The sequence below is a fragment of the Paractinoplanes ferrugineus genome (assembly GCF_016862195.1).
GTDB classification, from domain to species: domain Bacteria; phylum Actinomycetota; class Actinomycetes; order Mycobacteriales; family Micromonosporaceae; genus Actinoplanes; species Actinoplanes ferrugineus.
Genome location: NZ_BOMM01000028.1, coordinates 83,397 through 100,054 on the forward strand (window position 1 = coordinate 83,397; position 16,658 = coordinate 100,054).

A 16,658-nucleotide genomic window follows, 5' to 3' on the forward strand; every position below is an offset into this window, starting at 1 on the left:
TGTGGTTCGCACGTATTATTAGCGTTTGGGGTGTTTGGACGGTCGTTCGGGCGAAGCGCCGCGGGCGGGCTCGGGGGGACGGAGGATGGTGGCCATGGATGTGCGCACCCGGGAAGAGGAGATCCGGGCTCGGCTGGCTGATATCGGCGGGGCGGAGCCCGGGGACGGGGAGCGGGCGCTGATGGCGCGGCTGCTCCGGTCGTTCGTCGGAAAGGTGCCGGGGGGTGTGGAGCGGCTCGGCGAGTTGCTGCGGGGCGGGGACCATGGGGCGCTCCGCGATCACGCGCACTCGCTGAAAGGGTCGGCGGCGAACATCGGGGCGGGGCAGCTCGCCGCGGTCTTCCACGAGGTGGAGGAGTCGGCGCGGGACGGGATCGTGCCGGACGCCGATCTCACGCTCGGCCGGATCGCCTGCGAACAGGCCATGGTGCTGGGGCTGCTGGAGCAGATCGCCGCGGAGCTGGACGCGGGCTGACCGCGGAGTCGAGGCCGCCCGGCGCCCGAAAACCGGCCCGGCAACGCGGCCCGGCCACGCGGCCCGGGAGGCGGCCCAGCAAAGCGGGCGGCCCGGAAAGACCGGCTAGGCGTTGAGGTCGGAGTCGGCCACTTCCAGGGGGTTGAGGGCGCCGGGGATGGCCAGGACCGGCTCGATGATCTCGATCATGCGGGCGTAGTTGTCGAGGCGGTCCAGCAGCAGGGACGTGACGATCATGCCGCGGCCGATCAGGACGAGGCCGTTGGTGGCGGCGATGTCCTCGGCGACGCGCATGCCGACCTCGAGTTCGGCCACTTTCAGGCCGCGCACCTGTCGTTCGGCGACCTTGTCGAGGCCGTTCACCTCGCGCAGGGCGGAGAGCACGCGCAGCGCGCTGTTGTCGCGGCACTCCAGGACCGCGATGGCGCTCTCCACCTCCATGCCACGGCTTTCGAGGGTCTCGAAGTCCATCGCCGTGCGGATGACGTCGATGGCCGCCTCGATCAGCGGCGACTGCGGCTTGCGGGGTGAGTTGACCTGGTCCTTGCCGAGGCCGCGGACGATCTCGAGGACGTCCGCCATCATCGGGATGTCTTTGAGCAGCTCGACCGCGACGCCCGGGATGGCGTCGATCATGTGCTGCTCCTCCTCGGTGCAGGGCAGCCCCTTGTCGAGTTTGGCGAGCACGCTCGGCGGGATGGTGACCGCGCCCAGCTGGGAGGCCATGGCCGCGACCTCGATCTCCCAGAGCGCCTCCAGCTGCATCATCGAGCACAGCTCGGCGACCCGGGTGCGGATGCGACCGGCTCGGGCGAAGGCAACCGGGCTGGCCAGTTCCAGGCAGCCGAAGACGGCCGAGATGCTGGCCTTGAGGGTGGTGTCGAGCAGGTGGCGTTCGGTGGTGGAGCGGCCGTAGAGCTCGACCGCGTCGTGCACGGTGGCGCGCAGGTCGTCGGTCTTCACCGGCTTGGCGAGGTAGCGGTAGACGCCGCCGTCGTTGATCGCGGCGATCGCGGCGCTCAGGTCGTCCTGGGCGGTGTGCAGCACGCGGGTGGTGTCCGGGTACTCGAGCTGCACGCGGCGCAGCAGTTCGACGCCGTCCATGCCGGGCATCCGCAGGTCGCTGATGACGGCGGCGACCGGGCCCTGCTCGGACAGCACGCGCAGGGCGTCGTCGCCGTTGTGGGCGGTCAGCACCTTGTGGTCGCGACGCAGCTGAAGCGCGAGCGCCTCGAGGATGTCGTTCTCGTCGTCGACCAGCAGAACGGTCGTCCGATCCTGCGCGTTCACCATCGTCTGAACTCCACCCGTAGCCGGCACACCCCTACGTCCGGATATTCGGACACCGGTGCCGGTTCGTGAGCGTTTAGCCGGTGATCGGGTGGCCGGTGCGGCCGGCGATGTGCGGCGGCGCCTCGATACCGGGCGGCAGGAGCGGGTCGGCTTCCGGGGTGCCCCAGGTGGCGACGACGGGCAGTCGGCCGGCCCACCGGCCGAGGGCGGCGTCCGGGCCGGCCCCGTCGTCGGGCGGGCCGTCACTGATCTTCACCGACGCCTCGGTGAGCGGGACGGCCAGCAGCGTGGTCGCGGCCAGCTCCTTCGGCGACGGGCGGCGCGTGTAGTCCCACTGCCCGGGTGCCACATGCTCGGTGAGCAGCCGCAGGCCGTACAGGAGATCGTCGGGGTCGTGGATCCTCGCCGGGACGCCGTAGATCATCGCGCTGCGGTAGTTGATCCCGTGCTCGAACACCGACCGCGCCAGGATCAGCCCGTCGAGCACCGTGACCGTCACGCACACCTCGCCGGTGCCGGTGAGGCTGCGGCTGGCGACCGAGCCGTGCAGGAAGATCCGCTCGTCGTCGAAGCCGTAGACGGTCGGCACGACCATCGGGTGGCCGTCGACGATCACGCCGAGGTGGGCGACCAGCCCGGCGCCGAGCACGGCTCGCAGGTCAGCGGCGGACGACCGGCCGTTGTCTTTCATACGGCGGTGCCGGGTGCGGGGTGTCGGGGAGAGCACCCGCAAAGCCTAGGGCCTCGCACCCCGGCACCCCATCGTGCGAATGGGGGCCGAGGTCGGCGAGCATCCGGACGGTGTCCCGCAGCCGGTCGTTGGGGCAGGGCTTGAGCAGCACCGCGCAGCAGCCGGCCTCGATCGGCTGCCGGTCCCCGGGGTTCAGGTGGCCGCTGAGCATGACGATCGGCAGATCGCGCAGGTCGGGATGCCGCCGGACGGCCCGGGTCAGCTCGAGCCCGTCCATCCGGGGCATCCCCAGGTCGGTGAGCAGCACGTCGGTCGGGTCGGCGAGGGCCTGCTCGAACGCGGCGAGACCGTCGGGCTGGTGTCGCACCGTGTGCCCGGCCCTGGTGAGAAGCCGGGCGAGGATGACCGCGATGTCCTGGTCGTCCTCGGCAACGAGTACTACGGCCATCTGACAAGCATGCGCCGCACGGCGGCGACGATGTGCGGTTTCCGCGTTACTGATCGCCGTCGACGAGACGCACACCGGCCGGCTTGACCGCCACGCCCGCGAGCAGCGAGCGGCGGACCATCTCATCGTTCTCGTCGCCCGGCTCGGGCCGCCACTCGCAGGCCGCCACGAGGCCCGGCGGCAGCAGCGGCCAGTCGCCGAAGAGCGCCAGCACCTCGTCGCGTTCGCGCAGCATCATCGGCGACGTGGTGTTGTTGTAGAGGCGCAGCACCTGCCGGGCGTGCGGCGGGTAGTCGTCCGCGCAGGCGTGCGAGAGCACCAGCCGGCTGCCGGGGGCCAGCGCCTCCCGGTAACGTTCGAGGGCCCGGCCGAGGCGTTCGGTGTCCGGCAGGAAATGCGCGACCGCCACCGCGAGCAGGCAGACCGGCCGGTCGAGGTCGAGCAGGCCGGCGGCGGCGTCGAGGACCGTGGCGGCGTCGGTGAGGTCGGCCTGCAGCACACCGGAGTCGGGGTTCCCGCCCGCCACCCGGCGGGTGTGCACGACCGCGACGGCGTCGAGGTCGACGGAGAAGATCTTCGCGTCCGGTCGCAGGTCGCGGATGCTGCCGGGGGCCGGGATGCCCGACCCGAGGTCGAGGTACTGGTCGCAGCCGGCCGCCAGGACGGCCCGGCGCAGGAAGGAGCGGCCGGAGCGCAGTACCGCCGGCAGATCCGGCATGGCGGCCAGCGCCACCTCGGCCGCCTGCCGGTCGGCCGCGAAGTTGTGTCGCCCGCCGAGGTAGTAGTCGTACACCCGGGCGCCGCTGGGCCGCTGCGGGTCGACCTCGGTCAGGACTTCCTCACCCATTCTTGTGAGGGTAGGAAAGTGCGTCCGCCGACCGGGCCGGATCGTTAATGTGGGTCCGGTAATGGGGGAAACGCACGATTATTCCGGGCCGGGGCAGGGTGAACTCCTCCGGGCGATGGTGCGTACCGCCCACGACGCGATCTTCGCGGTCGGCCGCGACTTCACCGTCCTGTTCTGGAACCCGGCCGCCGAGACGCTGTTCGGCTACCGCGCCGAGGAGATCGTGGGCCGCAGCGTCGACCTGCTGGTGCCGCCCGACCGGCAGGCCGACCAGCGGGAGATGCTCCTGCTGATGGAGTCGGGCGCGCGGCTCGAACGGTTCCGCAGCCGCCGCCGGCACCGCGACGGCCACTGGCTGCAGGTCACCCTCACCATGTCGCCGCTGTTCGACGGCGACGACCTCATCGGCTACACGGTGATCGCCCGCTCGGTGAGCCACCGCGAACGTCTCGAATCCAGCTTCCAGGCTCTGCTGGAGGCCGCGCCGGACGCGTTCGTCGGGGTCGGCGACGACGGCCGCGTGGTGCTCGCCAACTCCCAGGCCGACACGCTGTTCGGGCTGACCCGGCACGGCCTGATCGGCCGGGAGATCGACAAGCTGCTGGTGCCGCCGCTGCCCCGGGAGATCGCCCCGGCGATCGAGGAGGCGCACGACCCCGGCTCGCACGCCCGGCGGGCCGACGGCACGACGGTGCCGGTCGAGGTGTCGGTGAGCATTCTGCCCACCGACGACGGCCGGATCCGCTGCGCGGTCATCCGGGACATCACCGAGCGGGTACGCGCGACCGAACGGTTCCGGGCGTTGCAGGCCGAGGCCGACCGGGCCCGCACCGAGGCCGAACGGGCCCAGACCGAGGCGCAGTTGCAGCGGGCGCAACGCCTGGAGGGCCTGGGCCAGCTCGCCGGCGGGGTGGCCCACGACTTCAACAACCTGATCGCGGTGATCAGCAACTACGCGACGTTCATCGCCGAGGCCGCCGCCGACCACGGCCTGGCCGAGATCGCCGGGGACGCCGGCCAGATCACCAAGGCCGCCCAGCGCGGCGCCGACCTGACCCACCAGCTGCTCGCGTTCGCCCGCCGCGAGGTGGTGCGGCCCCGGCCGCTGAGCCTCAACGAGATCGTCACCGACATCGAGCAGATCCTGCGCCGTTCCATCGGCGAGCACATCACCCTCGACGTACACCTGGCACCGGACCTGCCGTCGGTCACCGCCGACCCCGGGCAGCTCGACCAGGTGCTGGTCAACCTGGCGGTGAACGCCCGCGACGCGATGCCGCGAGGCGGGACGATCACGATCGAGACCAGCGAGCTCGTCGTCGACCGCGACTACGCCGCCGCCCGGCCGGCCCTGCGCACCGGTCACTACGTACGGCTGCGGTTCAGCGACACCGGCACCGGTATGCCGGCCGAGGTGATCGAGCGGGCGTTCGAGCCGTTCTACACCACCAAACCGGCGGGCAAGGGCACCGGCCTCGGGCTGGCCACCGTCTTCGGCATCATCACCGCGGCCGGCGGTGACCTGAGCATCTACTCCGAACCGGGCGCCGGCACCACGTTCATCGTCCTGCTGCCGACCACCGACGCCGAGCCGGTCGAGGTGGTGGAGCCGGTCGAGGCCGATCCCACCGATTTCCGGCGCGGCACCGTGCTGGCGGTCGAGGACGAGGCGGCCCTGCGCGACGTGCTGCGCCGCATCCTGGCCGGGGCCGGGCACGAGGCCCTGATCGCCGCGGACGGCCCGGCCGCGCTGGCCCTGGCCACCGACTATCCCGGCCACATCGACGTGCTGCTCACCGACGTGGTGATGCCGCACATGCTGGGCAAGGACCTGGCCGAGCGGTTCCTCGCCCGGCGCCCGGACGCCGGTGTGCTGTTCATGTCCGGTTACGCCCGGCCCGCGCTGGCCTCGCAGGGCACTCTCGACCCGGACGTCACGCTCGTGGAGAAGCCGTTCTCGAAGACCCAGTTGCTGGCCGCGGTGCGGCACTGTCTGGACCGGTCCTAACATCAGCCGGTGACCACGATCGGTTTCCTGCACACCGCCGACGTTCACGTGCCGGTCTTCCACGAGCTGCGCGCCGAGCTCGCCCCCGGGTGGGCCGACGTGCACGTGGTCGATCCCGCACTGCTCGCCGACGCCCAGCGCGACGGGCTCACCCCGGAACTGGCGGGGCGGGTCGACGCCCGGCTGCACGAGCTGGCCGACCGGGGCGCCGACCTGATCGTGTGCACCTGTTCCACCCTCGGGGGCTACGCCGAGACGCGCACGGGTGACACCGGCGTCCCGGTGCTGCGCCTCGACCGGCCGATGGCGGCGGCGGCGGTCGCGGCGGGCGAGCGCATCGGGGTCGTCGCCACGTCCGACTCGACCTTCGGGCCGACCGGCGAGCTGCTGCGCGAGACGGCCGAGCGGGCCGGGCGGCGGGTCACGCTCGTCGAGGCACCCGTGCCGGGCGCGTGGTCCCTCTTCCTTCAGGGCGACCTGCTTGCGTACGCCGAGAAGGCCGCCACCGCCGCCCGCCGGATCGCCCCGGAGGTGGAGGTGATCGTGCTGGCCCAGGCCAGCCTGGCCCCCGCCGCCGCCCTGCTCACCGACCTGCCGATCCCGGTCCTGTCGAGCCCCCGGGCCGCGGTCCGGCAGGCCATCGCCGACGCCTCCCCGGCCTGAGACAGCTCCCGGGCCGGTCCGGCCGCGCCGGCGGTTCGGCCCCGGCACGGTGGTCCGGACCGGAAGATGGCCGGCCCGACCCGGACCGGCCAACCGTGCGTGTGCGGCTCAGCGCTCGCTGAGCTCTTCCGACTCCTCGGCGGTCTGCCCCTCGGCCGACTGGCGCTGGGCCGGAACCGTGTCGTCGACGTCCTCGCTGCCGTGCCGGGGCGCGGCCGCCGCCGGTGCCTCGGCCGGGGCGGGAGCCGGCCCGGTCACGGAGGCGGGCGGCTCCGGCAGCTCGGCCGTGACGTGCGGCTGGTCCACCCAGAGGGCGCGCAGCTGGCCCTGCATGAACGTGGTCAGGCGCTGACGGTATTCGCGGTCGAAGTTCTCCAGGGCCTCGATCTGCTGCTGCAGTGCCTCACGCTTGTTGCCGAGGCTGCCCACGACGTCGTCGAAGCGCTGGCGCGCCTGCAGGTTGAGGTGGTCGGCGTTGGCCTGGGCGTCCTCGCCGATCTGCTCGGCGGCCGAGCGGGCGTCGACGACGATCTTCTCGGCGCTGCGGCGGGCCTCCTCGGTGCGGGCGTGCGAGTCGCGGGCGATCTGCTCGGCGGCGGCCCGGGCGTCGGTGAGAATCTTCTCGGCCTCGCGGCGCACGTTGTGCGCGTGGGCCTGCGCGTCGCGGTTGATCTGCTCGGCGGCGGCCAGCGCGTCGGTGCGGATCTTGTCGGCCTGGTGGTGAGCACGGGCCACGTGCTCCTCGGCGGTGCGCTGCGCCAGGGTCAGCACCTGCAGGGCCTGGTTGGGGTGGGCCTGCGGGGGCGCGACAACCGCCTGCTCCGAGGTCTGACCTTCCGCGCTCGTCCCATTAAGAAGCACTTTTACTCGATCCTTCATGCGGTTGTCGGACAAGGAAGACCTCCGTACGTACGAGCCGATCACCGAGGCCACTCGCACGGGCACTGGCTTGATTCGGCCGGGATGCTATCAACCTGAGCTGGCACTTCGCGATACTGTTCAGATCGTGAAATCGGGGTTACCGAACGGCTGAGCCACCATCAACCGTCTGTCGTGGCCGGACGGTCGGAACGGCGGCGCGACCGTTCGCCTCTGCCCGGAGATGGTGTCAGACGACGCCGTGACCTCGTCAGAGCAGCATGGTCAGGGTGATCGCGGTGCCGTCGGGGTGGGCGGACACGGCCACCTCGTCGCAGATCCGCTCGACGATCGCGAGGCCCCGGCCGCGCGGCTGGTCGGCGGCCGGCATGTCCCGGCCGAAGGACTGCGGCGAGCCGGTGTCGATCACCTCGCACCGGACCCGGCCCGGGTCGGCGCGGATGCGCACCCGGCCGCCGCCGTCGGTGTGCTGCAGCGTGTTGGTGGCCAGTTCGCTCACCGCCACGGTCAGCAGGTCGGCGCGCAGCCGGGGCAGGCCCAGCGCCTCGGCCTCGGTACGCACGAACTCACGGATCGCGGACAGGTCGCCCGGCGCGGTGTAGGACCTCTCGGCCGCTCGGGTGGCCGCGGCCGGCGGGTCGGCGGATGTCGTCACGTGTGCTCGCCGCCCAGGTCGGGTCCGGTGCGGCCGAGCAGGCCGGCCACCCCGGTGCGGTCGCAGTCGCCGGTCAGGACGACCCGCACATGCCCGGACCGGTCGGAGGTGGTCGCCGCGAAGTTCGCCATCCGCTGCTGCCCCTCCCCGCTGACCGGCCGAAGGTCATCATGCCACCCGCCGCGCCCGGTTCCAACGCTTACCGCCCGTGGGCGAGCACCTATCCAAGCGGGAATGTAACTGTTCAATTGCTTCGCACTGTATGGCAACTTATATGGCTTTAGTATCGTTATGTACCATCGTGAACAACGGGGGCTCACCATGAGAAGCCGATACTGGATCGCCGCACTCACCGCTTCGATGGTGGCCGTCACCGCCACGTCCACGCCGGCCCGGGCGGTCGACTGGCACACCGTGGCGAGCTGGACGATGGGCGAGGGGCCCGGCAGCCGGGTCATGCGCGACGGCAGCGGCAACGGCCTGGACGGCACGGTCGGCAGCGAGGTGGTGCCGAGCGGCGGGACGTACGGCTTCGCCCGCCTCGAACCCGACACCCCGCCCGCGCACCCGCAGCACCTCGTGGTCGTCCCCGACTATCCGGATCTCGACCCGGGTGACCGCGACTACGCGTTCTCGGTCCGCCTGCGCACCGCCGCCCCGTTCGGCAACGTCGTCCAGAAGGGACAGGCCACCGTCGCGGGCGGCAGCTTCAAGATGCAGCTCCCCGGCGGGAAGGTGCAGTGCTGGTTCCGCGGCTCGGCGGGCCAGCTGATGGTCACCGCACCGCGGCCGATCAACGACCGGGCCTGGCACACGATCAGCTGCCTGCGCTACCGGTCGGGGGCCTCGGTGGCGGTCGACGGCGTCGTGGTGGCGAGCAAGTCCGGCCCGACCGGCACGATCTCCAACGCGTGGCCGCTGTCGATCGGCGGGAAGACCACATGCGACCAGATCGAGGTGGGATGCGACTACTTCGCCGGTGAGCTCGACTGGGTCACCGTGCACACCCCCGCCTACGCCTGGTAGTCCCGGCAACACGCTACGACAGTTCGGGCAAAGGCTTTCCCCCCGGAGTTGACACTCGGGGAGAATTCGAGCGAATGTTCGACGATGAGCGATGACTGGCCCAGCGCGGGAACCCTCCTTGCCACGCGCTACCGCCTCGTCACCCTCCTCGAGACCGGCGGCATGGCCCAGGTCTGGCGGGCCACCGACGAGCTGCTCGCCCGCCCGGTCGCGATCAAACTGGCGACCGGCCCGCACGTCGCCTGGCGCGAGGCCCGGATGGCGGCCAAGCTGTCGCACCCGAACATCGCCGCGGTGCACGACTACCGCGAGGCGGTGCGGGCCGACGGGTCGGTGGCGCCGTTCGTGGTGATGGAGCTGCTGGCCGGCGAGTCCATCGCGGCCCACCTCGAACGCGAGACGTTCTCCTGGCAGGAGGCGGCCCGGGTGGGCGCCGCGGTGGCCGACGCGCTCGCCGCCGCGCACTCGGGCGGCGTGGTGCACCGTGACGTCAAGCCGGGCAACGTCATGCTCACCCCGACCGGCGTAAAGATCCTCGACTTCGGCATCAGCACCAACGCCGGCGAGCCCGACGACGACGACACCGGCGCGACGTTCGGCACGCCCGCCTATGTGGCGCCCGAGCGCCTGGACGGCGCCCCCGCCGAGCCCGCCACCGATGTGTACGGCCTGGGCATCCTGCTGTTCGAGATGGTCACCGGCGATCCGCCCTACCCGGTGGAGACGTGGGAGGAGCTGGACGTGGCCCGCGAGAAGGGCCCGACCACCCTGCCCCGGTCGCTGCCCGCCGATTTCCGCTCGGTGGTGGAGCACTGCCTGGCCGAGGCCCCGGCCGACCGGCCCAGCCCCGACGAGGTGCGCTTCACGCTCACCGCCCTATGGCTGGCCGACCAGCCGGCCGACGACAGGGTCCAGCCGGCCGTGCCGGCTCCGCCGGCCGACAAGGCCCGGCCGCCCGAGGTCCGGCCGCCCGAGGTCCGGCCCGCCCGGGAACCGGTGCCGGCCGGTGCGGGACCCGCGGCCAAGTCGGGTCTGCACCCCCGCGTCGCCCAGGTCTGGTCGGAGCGCCCGCAGCCGGACTACACCGCCAGCCGGGCGGCGCCCGCCACCCTGCCGTTGACCGAGATCGAACCGTCGGCCCCGGAGCCGCCGAAGCGCCGCATCGGGCTGGTCCTCGGCGTGCTGGCGGTGCTGCTCACCGCGATCGGCGCCTATCTGCTGGTCGACCGGCCGAAGGAGCGCACCGACGCGACCCCGCCGGCCCCCGGGACCCACCCGGCCACGCTCTACTACTCCTCGGCCCAGCCGAGCGCCGCCGCCACGGCCACCACCGCGACCACGGCCCCGCCGTCCCCGGCGCCGACCACCACCTCGCGGCCCGCCCCGAAGCTGACGTTCGACGACGCGGTCAACCGGCTGCGCACGTCGGTCGAGGACGGTGCCTCGACCGGCCAGATCCGTGGCGACGTGGCCACTGATTTGCTCAACCTGGTCCACAACGTGGAACGGGCCCGTGGCGCCGAGCTCGACGTCCGGATCGCCGAGCTCCGCACGAAGATCGCCGACCGCGCCGGCGAGGGCGCGACCAGCATCACCTCGGCCCGGGCGTCGATCCTGCGCGCCCGCCTGGCCGACGTGGACCGCGCCACGGCGTGACAGGCGTCAGGCGGAGCCCCGGATGACCAGCCGGGTCGGGAGGACCACCTCGCTGTTGCCGGTGTCGTCGCCGTCGAGTTTGGCCAGCAGCAGCCGCACCATCTCCCGGCCCATCTCGGCGATGGGCTGGTCGACGCTGGTCAGCGGCGGCTCGGTGTGCAGGGCGACGGCGGAGTCGTCGAAGCCGATCAGGGCCACGTCCTGCGGGACGCGCCGGCCGTAGTGCCGCAGCACCCGCAACGCGCCGACCGCCATCGTGTCGGAGGCCGCGAACACCGCGTCGACGTCCGGGTACTGCTCGAGCAGGCGCAGCATGGCGGCCTCGCCGCTCTCCTGGCTGAAGTCGCCGAACGCGACCGGACCGTCGCCGACGACGTCGCGGTAGCCGTCGAGGCGGGCGAGACCGGCGGCCATGTCGAGCGGGCCGGTGATCGCCGCGATCCGGCGGCGGCCCTGCTGACGCAGGTAGGTGACGGCCTCGCGGGCGCCGGCCCGGTTGTCGGCGTCGACGTAGGTGCCGCGGTCGGCGTACATCGGGCGGCCGACGCGCACGGTGGCGACGGCACGGTCCTCGAGCAGGGACGGCAGCGGGTCGTCGCCGTGCAGGGACAGCAGCAGCGCGCCGTCGACGTGCTGGCGGGTCAGGTAGCCCTCGAGCCGGCGTCGCTCCTCGGGCGCCTGCGCGATCATCAGCACCATCTGCAGGTTGCGGGCGACCAGGACCGACGAGATGGACTGGACGATGCGGCCGAAGAACGGCTCGGCGAAGAACCGCTCACCGGACTCGAAGATCACCAGGGCGATCGAGTCGGTGCGCTGCGTGACCAGGGTGCGGGCGGCCCGGTTGGGCACGTAACCCAACTCGGCGATGGCGTCCTCGACGGCCGCCTTGGCGCGCGGGCTGACCTGCGCGGAGCCGTTGACGACGCGGGACACCGTGCCGCGGCCGACGCCGGCTCGCACCGCAACCTCTTCCAGGGTCGGCCGTCCGGCGCCCCTGTTCCGGTCCGTCATCCGTCGTACCTCCTTTGCGCGGCTTCCGGCCGCGCCCGACACAAAGTACCTGCCCCATGCAGCCCAGGACATGATCGAGGCGGGCAAACCCTAGTACCCATGTAGGTCAATCTCCGTTCCTGCGAAATGTGCGGTTCCCCCGCTACAGGCGAAGATCGACGATCGACTTCACGCGGGCACGCTAGCAAATATTGAGATGGGAGCGCTCCCATGACACCATGTCTTCACATTAATTACCTTCAGTGGAGATCGGTCATGGGAGCAGGAAAGCGTCGCACCGCGGGGGCGCTGGTCGCCGCCCTGATGCTGGCGTCGACCTGCGGGCCGGCCAGGACGGGCACGACGGTCGATGGGTTGATGTCCCGGATGAGCCTGCCCGACAAGCTGGGCCAGATGGTTCAGGTCGAGCGCGCCGCCGTCACTCCCGACCAGGTGAAGCACTACCGGCTGGGCTCGGTGCTCGCCGGCGACGCGCCGGCCGGGTGGGACGACAGCTATGCCGCCTACCAGGACGCCGCTCTGGCGACACCGCGAAAAATTCCCCTTCTGTCCGGGGCGGGCGCCGCTCCCGGCTCGACGATCTTCCCGAACGACCTCGGCCTCGCCGCCACCGGCGACCCCGACCTGGTGCGGCGCGTCGGCACGGCCACCGCCGAGGAGGTCACCGGGGCCGGGGCGGTGACGGTCTCGTTGTCCCGCCGCAACGAGGTCCCGTCGCACGCCGAGGAGTTCCCGGCCACCGGCGTGCTCAAGACCGAGCTCGGGTTCACCGGCTTCGTGGTCTCGGACCGGGCGGGCGTCGACCGGATCGACGGCCGGCCCGGCTTCACCCGGGCCGAGATCGTCACCGCGGTCAACGCCGGACTCGACATGGTGACGGTGCCGCATGACTGGCCGGTGTTCCTGACCGAGCTGCGGGCCGCGGTCGACACGGGCGAGATCCCGATGTCGCGCATCGACGACGCCAACCGGCGCATCCTGCGCGGAAAACTCGCGCTGGGGCTCTTCGACCACCCGTACGCGGACCGCTCACCGACCCGCCCGGCCGGCCGCGCCGAGCACCGCGAGCTGGCCCGCCAGGCCGTCCGCGAGTCGCAGGTGCTGCTGCGCAACGACGGGGTGCTGCCGCTGGCGAAGAACGGCGGGAAGCTGTTCGTGGCCGGCCGGAACGCCGACGACCTCGGCCACCAGGCGGGCGGCCGGACCGCCCCGGGGCCGGGCTCGAACGGCGCCGACGGCACCACCGTCCTGCGGGGCATCCGCGACGTCGCCGGCTCCGGCACCACGGTCACCTACGACCGGGCCGGCGAGGGCGTCGACGGCACCTACCGGGCCGCTGTCGCGGTGCTCGGCGAGACCCCCGGCGCCCGGCCCGAGGCGGACCGCCCCGGCGGGCCGGGCCTCGACGACGAGGACCGGGCGGTGCTGGCAAAGCTGCGCGCGGCCGGGGTGCCGGTCATCGTGGTGCTGGTCTCCGGGCAGCCGATGGACGTCGCGTCCCTGGAGTCCGGGTGGGCGGCGTTCGTCGCGGCGTGGCTGCCCGGCAGCGCGGGGGCGGGCGTCGCGGACGTGCTGTTCGGCGACTACGCACCGACCGGACGGCTGCCGGTGCCGTGGCCGGCGTCCACCACCCGGGAACCGGTGCACGTCGGCGATGCCGAGGCCACGCTCCACGCGTACGGCTATGGGCTGACCTTCGACGCCGACGCGACCGACGCCGCCCCGCCCAGCTCGCCCGGCACCCCCGCCGCGACCACCCTCGAGCTGCGCTGGACGCCCGCGACCGACACCGGTGGCAGTGGGCTCGACGGCTACGACGTGCTGCGGGACAACGGGCTGATCGGCACGACCACCGCGGTCACGTTCCCGATCGGCCGCCTCTCCCCCGGCGTGCACCAGTTCACCGTGGTCGCGCGCGACAAAGCCGGCAACCGCTCGGCCCCCTCGACTCCGCTGGTGGTGACCGTCCCGGACACCGGCGGATGCAAGACACGTGACAGCACCTGCGCCGTTACGTGATACTCCCCGTTCCCCCCACCCTTGGAGTCCCGATGATCCGACGTGTCGCCCTCGCGGCGGCCGCAGCCGGCGCCCTCGCGGCCGGCCTCATCACCGCGGTGGCCATGCCGGCCGACGCCGCCACCGGCGGAACCGGCACCGGCTACCTGCACACCAACGGCAACAAGATCGTCGACAGCACCGGTGCGACGGTCCGCCTGACCGGCATCAACTGGTTCGGCATGGAGACCGACAACAAGACCTTCCACGGTCTCTGGGCCAGCAACACCTGGCGGGGCCAGCTCGACACGATGGCCTCGCTGGGCTACAACACGCTGCGCATCCCGTTCTCCGACGACGCGTTGAAGCCCGGCGCCACCGCCTCCGGCATCAACGACTTCGTCAACCCGGACCTGGTCGGCCTGTCGCCGCTGCAGATCCTCGACAAGGTGATCGCCTACTCCGGCAGCAAGGGCATGCGGGTCATCCTCGACCGGCACCGCCCGACAGCGGCCGGGCAGACCGCCCTCTGGTACACCGCGGCCGTCCCGGAGAGCACCTGGATCGCCAACTGGAAGTCCCTCGCGCAGCGGTACGCCGGCAACACCACGGTGATCGGCGCCGACCTGCACAACGAACCGCACGCCGAGGGCACCAACCCGGCCGCGACCGGGTCCTGCTGGGGCTGCGGCGTCCAGGAGCGGGACTGGCGCCTCGCCGCCGAGCGCGCCGGCAACGCGATCCTCTCGGTGCAGCCGAACTGGCTGATCTTCGTGGAGGGGGTGTCGTGCCCGAGCGGCGGCCTGTCCGACGTGTGGGACAACGACACCAGCAACGACGAGGACTGCGGCTGGTGGGGCGGCAACCTGTCCAAGGCGGGCCAATATCCGGTACGCCTGTCGGTGGCCAACCGCCTGGTCTACTCCCCGCACGAGTACGCCACCTCGGTCTACCACCAGAAGTGGTTCGACGACCCGGCCTACCCGGCGAACATGCCGGCGATCTGGGACAAGTACTGGGGCTACCTCTACAAGCAGAACATCGCGCCGATCATGATGGGCGAGTTCGGCACCACGCTGACCAGCAACATCGACAAGGTGTGGCTGACCGAGCTGCTCAAGTACACCGGCACCGGGGTCAACGGGATGTCGTTCACCTACTGGTCGTGGAACCCCAACTCGGGTGACACGGGCGGCATCGCGAACGACGACTGGACGACCGTCAACCAGGCCAAGCAGGCGATCATCTCGCCGTACCTGATCGCGCCGGTCCCGGCCGGGGGGACCTCCTCCCCGACCGTTTCACCCACCGGCTCGACCACCGCCTCGCCCACGGTCTCGCCCACCGTCTCGCCGACCGCGTCCACCTCGCCGTCCACCGGCTCGGGTGCCTGCGCGCTGACCTACAAGCAGGACAACGCGTGGCAGGGCGGCTTCCAGGGCTCGCTGACGATCAAGAACACCGGCACCGCCGCGGTCAACCCGTGGTCGGCGACGTGGGCCTGGCCCTCCGGCGTGACCCTGGTCAGCAGCTGGAACGCGACGGTGACGCAGAGCGGGACGTCGGTGACCGCGGCGGCCCCCTCCTACGCGTCGTCGCTGGCCGCGGGCGCGTCGGTGACCGTCGGCTTCACCGCCAACGGCACCGCCGCCACTCCGTCGTCGGTGAAGCTCAACGGCGCGGCTTGCGCCTGAGCATGATCGGGCGGTGCGGGCCGACCGGGCTGGTCCGCACCGCCCACCCCGTCCCGGCGGGACTAGTCGTCGGCTCCGTGCCCGCCGTTGCCGTGGTGCCCCGAGTCGCCGGACGCCGACGCGCCCGGCGCCGGGCTCACCGTCGGGCTCTCGCTCGGGCCGCCGGTCGGATCGTCTGACGCGTTGCCGGTCGGCCCGTCCGACGGCTCCCCCGTGGGGTCGTCGGACGGGCCGTCGGTCGGGTCGTCGGACGGGCTCGCCGTCGGGTCGTCCGACGGGCTGACCGACGGGCTCGGGGTCGGGCCGGCCGTGGGGCTCGAGGTCGGCCGCACCGTCGGGCCGGGCTTGACCACCTTCTTGCCGCGCGCCTCGACGCGGGCCGCCAGGTAGTCGCCGCCGGTCCGGGTGCCGCTCACCGTGATCCCGAATCCGACGCCGAGGTCACCGACCCGGGCGGCCTTGCCGTTGACCCGGATCCGGGCGTTCGCCGCCACGGTCACGGTGATCGAACCCTTGTTCTTCCCGTTCACCTTGACGGTCACGGCGCTGCCGCTGACCGCGGTGACCGTGCCGGCCGCCTCGAACTTGCTCTTCTTCGCCGGCTTGACGGAGGGCTTGGCGGACGGTTTGGCGGCCACCGCCACCCCGCCGTTCCCGTAAGCGGCGACAGCAACAGTGGCAGCCGACGGCACCACGACAGCGGTGGCCAGGGCCGCGGCAACAGCAATACGGCGAAGACGCACGTTCAACTCCTTGATCGGGGGGTAGTTCGATGGTCACGCCCGCCGGGTGCCGGGCGGTTCGCCCCCGGTTGCCATCAGGGTGCCGATGAACGCCTACTTCGTCCGGCGGCCACGGGCCTCGATGCGGGAGGCGACGTAGTCGGAGCCGGAGCGGATGCCGTTGACCGTGATGCTGAAGCCGGCGCCCAGGTCGGTGACGGCGGCGTTGCGGCCGTTGACCCGGATGCGGGCGTCCGCGGCCACCGAGACGGTGAGGTTGCCGGAGCGGCTGACCGCGATGGTCACGGCGCGGCCCGACAGGGCGGTGACGGTCCCGTTGGCCGAGAAACGCGACGGCCTCGACCGAGCCCGCACGGCGGCCGACCCCACCGCGGAGGCAGGCGCGGCGGCGGCCGTGGGCGGCGCGGCGGCGGCCGGCGGCGCGGCGGGCGGCGGCGCGGCCAGGGCGGCGGTGGGGACGGTGACGGCGGTGGTGATCAGGGCCGCTGCGACGGCAACGCGTCGGAAACGCACGGGCAACTCCTCGGTGGGGGAGCTCAACCGTTCCCCCGCCCGGGTGCCGCCCGGT

17 protein-coding genes are annotated in these 16,658 nt (G+C 72.4%); 7 read left to right on the plus strand and 10 right to left on the minus strand.

The annotated features are described in order from the left end of the window. The first annotated feature begins 94 nt into the window (after positions 1-94). Entirely contained in the window at positions 95-475 is a 381-nt protein-coding gene (locus tag Afe05nite_RS15705; protein WP_203817842.1) for an Hpt domain-containing protein, read from the plus strand. 105 nt (positions 476-580) lie between these two features. Here Afe05nite_RS15705 and Afe05nite_RS15710 read toward each other — a convergent pair whose 3' ends face one another. From Afe05nite_RS15710 to Afe05nite_RS15725, 4 genes are all read right to left on the minus strand, one after another. Beyond that, on the minus strand, positions 581-1,768 hold the full coding sequence (locus Afe05nite_RS15710) for a response regulator (protein WP_203817843.1): 1,188 nt from the start codon (positions 1,766-1,768) through the stop codon (positions 581-583). Positions 1,769-1,841: 73 nt separating this feature from the next. Next, positions 1,842-2,459: a pyridoxamine 5'-phosphate oxidase family protein gene (locus Afe05nite_RS15715; RefSeq protein WP_203817844.1), complete on the minus strand. Its 618-nt coding sequence runs from the start codon at positions 2,457-2,459 to the stop codon at positions 1,842-1,844. Next, positions 2,428-2,907, minus strand: a complete 480-nt coding sequence (locus tag Afe05nite_RS15720; protein ID WP_203817845.1) for a response regulator — start codon at positions 2,905-2,907, stop codon at positions 2,428-2,430. Before Afe05nite_RS15720 ends, Afe05nite_RS15715 begins: the two co-directional genes overlap by 32 nt. A gap of 46 nt (positions 2,908-2,953) precedes the next feature. Beyond that, positions 2,954-3,754 carry an SAM-dependent methyltransferase gene (locus Afe05nite_RS15725; protein ID WP_203817846.1) on the minus strand — a complete coding sequence of 267 codons (801 nt, stop codon included), beginning with the start codon at positions 3,752-3,754 and terminating at the stop codon, positions 2,954-2,956. 61 nt (positions 3,755-3,815) lie between these two features. Here Afe05nite_RS15725 and Afe05nite_RS15730 point away from each other — a divergent pair, with 61 nt between their 5' ends. Continuing rightward, a complete protein-coding gene (locus Afe05nite_RS15730; protein ID WP_203817847.1) occupies positions 3,816-5,762 on the plus strand; it encodes a hybrid sensor histidine kinase/response regulator in 1,947 nt (648 codons plus the stop codon). Between the two features lie 9 nt (positions 5,763-5,771). Further along, positions 5,772-6,425: an aspartate/glutamate racemase family protein gene (locus Afe05nite_RS15735; protein WP_203817848.1), complete on the plus strand. Its 654-nt coding sequence runs from the start codon at positions 5,772-5,774 to the stop codon at positions 6,423-6,425. 108 nt (positions 6,426-6,533) lie between these two features. Here Afe05nite_RS15735 and Afe05nite_RS15740 read toward each other — a convergent pair whose 3' ends face one another. The 3 genes from Afe05nite_RS15740 to Afe05nite_RS44550 all read right to left on the minus strand — a co-directional run bounded on the left by Afe05nite_RS15740 (position 6,534) and on the right by Afe05nite_RS44550 (position 8,090). After that, positions 6,534-7,286: a hypothetical protein gene (locus tag Afe05nite_RS15740; protein WP_239117842.1), complete on the minus strand. Its 753-nt coding sequence runs from the start codon at positions 7,284-7,286 to the stop codon at positions 6,534-6,536. Positions 7,287-7,554: 268 nt separating this feature from the next. Continuing rightward, positions 7,555-7,959, minus strand: coding sequence for an ATP-binding protein (locus Afe05nite_RS15745; RefSeq protein WP_203817849.1), 405 nt, complete (start codon positions 7,957-7,959; stop codon positions 7,555-7,557). Further along, positions 7,956-8,090 carry a hypothetical protein gene (locus Afe05nite_RS44550; protein ID WP_275407475.1) on the minus strand — a complete coding sequence of 45 codons (135 nt, stop codon included), beginning with the start codon at positions 8,088-8,090 and terminating at the stop codon, positions 7,956-7,958. Before Afe05nite_RS44550 ends, Afe05nite_RS15745 begins: the two co-directional genes overlap by 4 nt. A 190-nt stretch (positions 8,091-8,280) precedes the next feature. On the opposite strand from Afe05nite_RS44550, the gene Afe05nite_RS15750 reads away from it, so the two are divergent. Both Afe05nite_RS15750 and Afe05nite_RS15755 read left to right on the plus strand, forming a co-directional pair. Continuing rightward, positions 8,281-8,985 carry a laminin G domain-containing protein gene (locus Afe05nite_RS15750; RefSeq protein WP_239117843.1) on the plus strand — a complete coding sequence of 235 codons (705 nt, stop codon included), beginning with the start codon at positions 8,281-8,283 and terminating at the stop codon, positions 8,983-8,985. A gap of 84 nt (positions 8,986-9,069) precedes the next feature. Then, positions 9,070-10,641, plus strand: coding sequence for a serine/threonine-protein kinase (locus tag Afe05nite_RS15755; protein WP_203817851.1), 1,572 nt, complete (start codon positions 9,070-9,072; stop codon positions 10,639-10,641). 6 nt (positions 10,642-10,647) lie between these two features. Here Afe05nite_RS15755 and Afe05nite_RS15760 read toward each other — a convergent pair whose 3' ends face one another. Next, a complete protein-coding gene (locus tag Afe05nite_RS15760; protein WP_203817852.1) occupies positions 10,648-11,655 on the minus strand; it encodes a LacI family DNA-binding transcriptional regulator in 1,008 nt (335 codons plus the stop codon). Between the two features lie 255 nt (positions 11,656-11,910). Between Afe05nite_RS15760 and Afe05nite_RS15765 the strand changes: the two genes are divergently transcribed. Both Afe05nite_RS15765 and Afe05nite_RS15770 read left to right on the plus strand, forming a co-directional pair. Further along, entirely contained in the window at positions 11,911-13,674 is a 1,764-nt protein-coding gene (locus tag Afe05nite_RS15765) for a glycoside hydrolase family 3 C-terminal domain-containing protein (RefSeq protein WP_203817853.1), read from the plus strand. Positions 13,675-13,706: 32 nt separating this feature from the next. Beyond that, a complete protein-coding gene (locus Afe05nite_RS15770) occupies positions 13,707-15,347 on the plus strand; it encodes a cellulase family glycosylhydrolase (RefSeq protein WP_203817854.1) in 1,641 nt (546 codons plus the stop codon). Positions 15,348-15,409: 62 nt separating this feature from the next. Here the strand turns inward: Afe05nite_RS15770 and Afe05nite_RS15775 are convergent, their stop codons facing one another. Together Afe05nite_RS15775 and Afe05nite_RS15780 are read right to left on the minus strand one after the other, a co-directional pair. Further along, positions 15,410-16,090, minus strand: coding sequence for a hypothetical protein (locus tag Afe05nite_RS15775; protein ID WP_203817855.1), 681 nt, complete (start codon positions 16,088-16,090; stop codon positions 15,410-15,412). A 93-nt stretch (positions 16,091-16,183) separates the two neighbouring features. Further along, entirely contained in the window at positions 16,184-16,603 is a 420-nt protein-coding gene (locus Afe05nite_RS15780; protein ID WP_203817856.1) for a hypothetical protein, read from the minus strand. Positions 16,604-16,658: the final 55 nt, after the last annotated feature.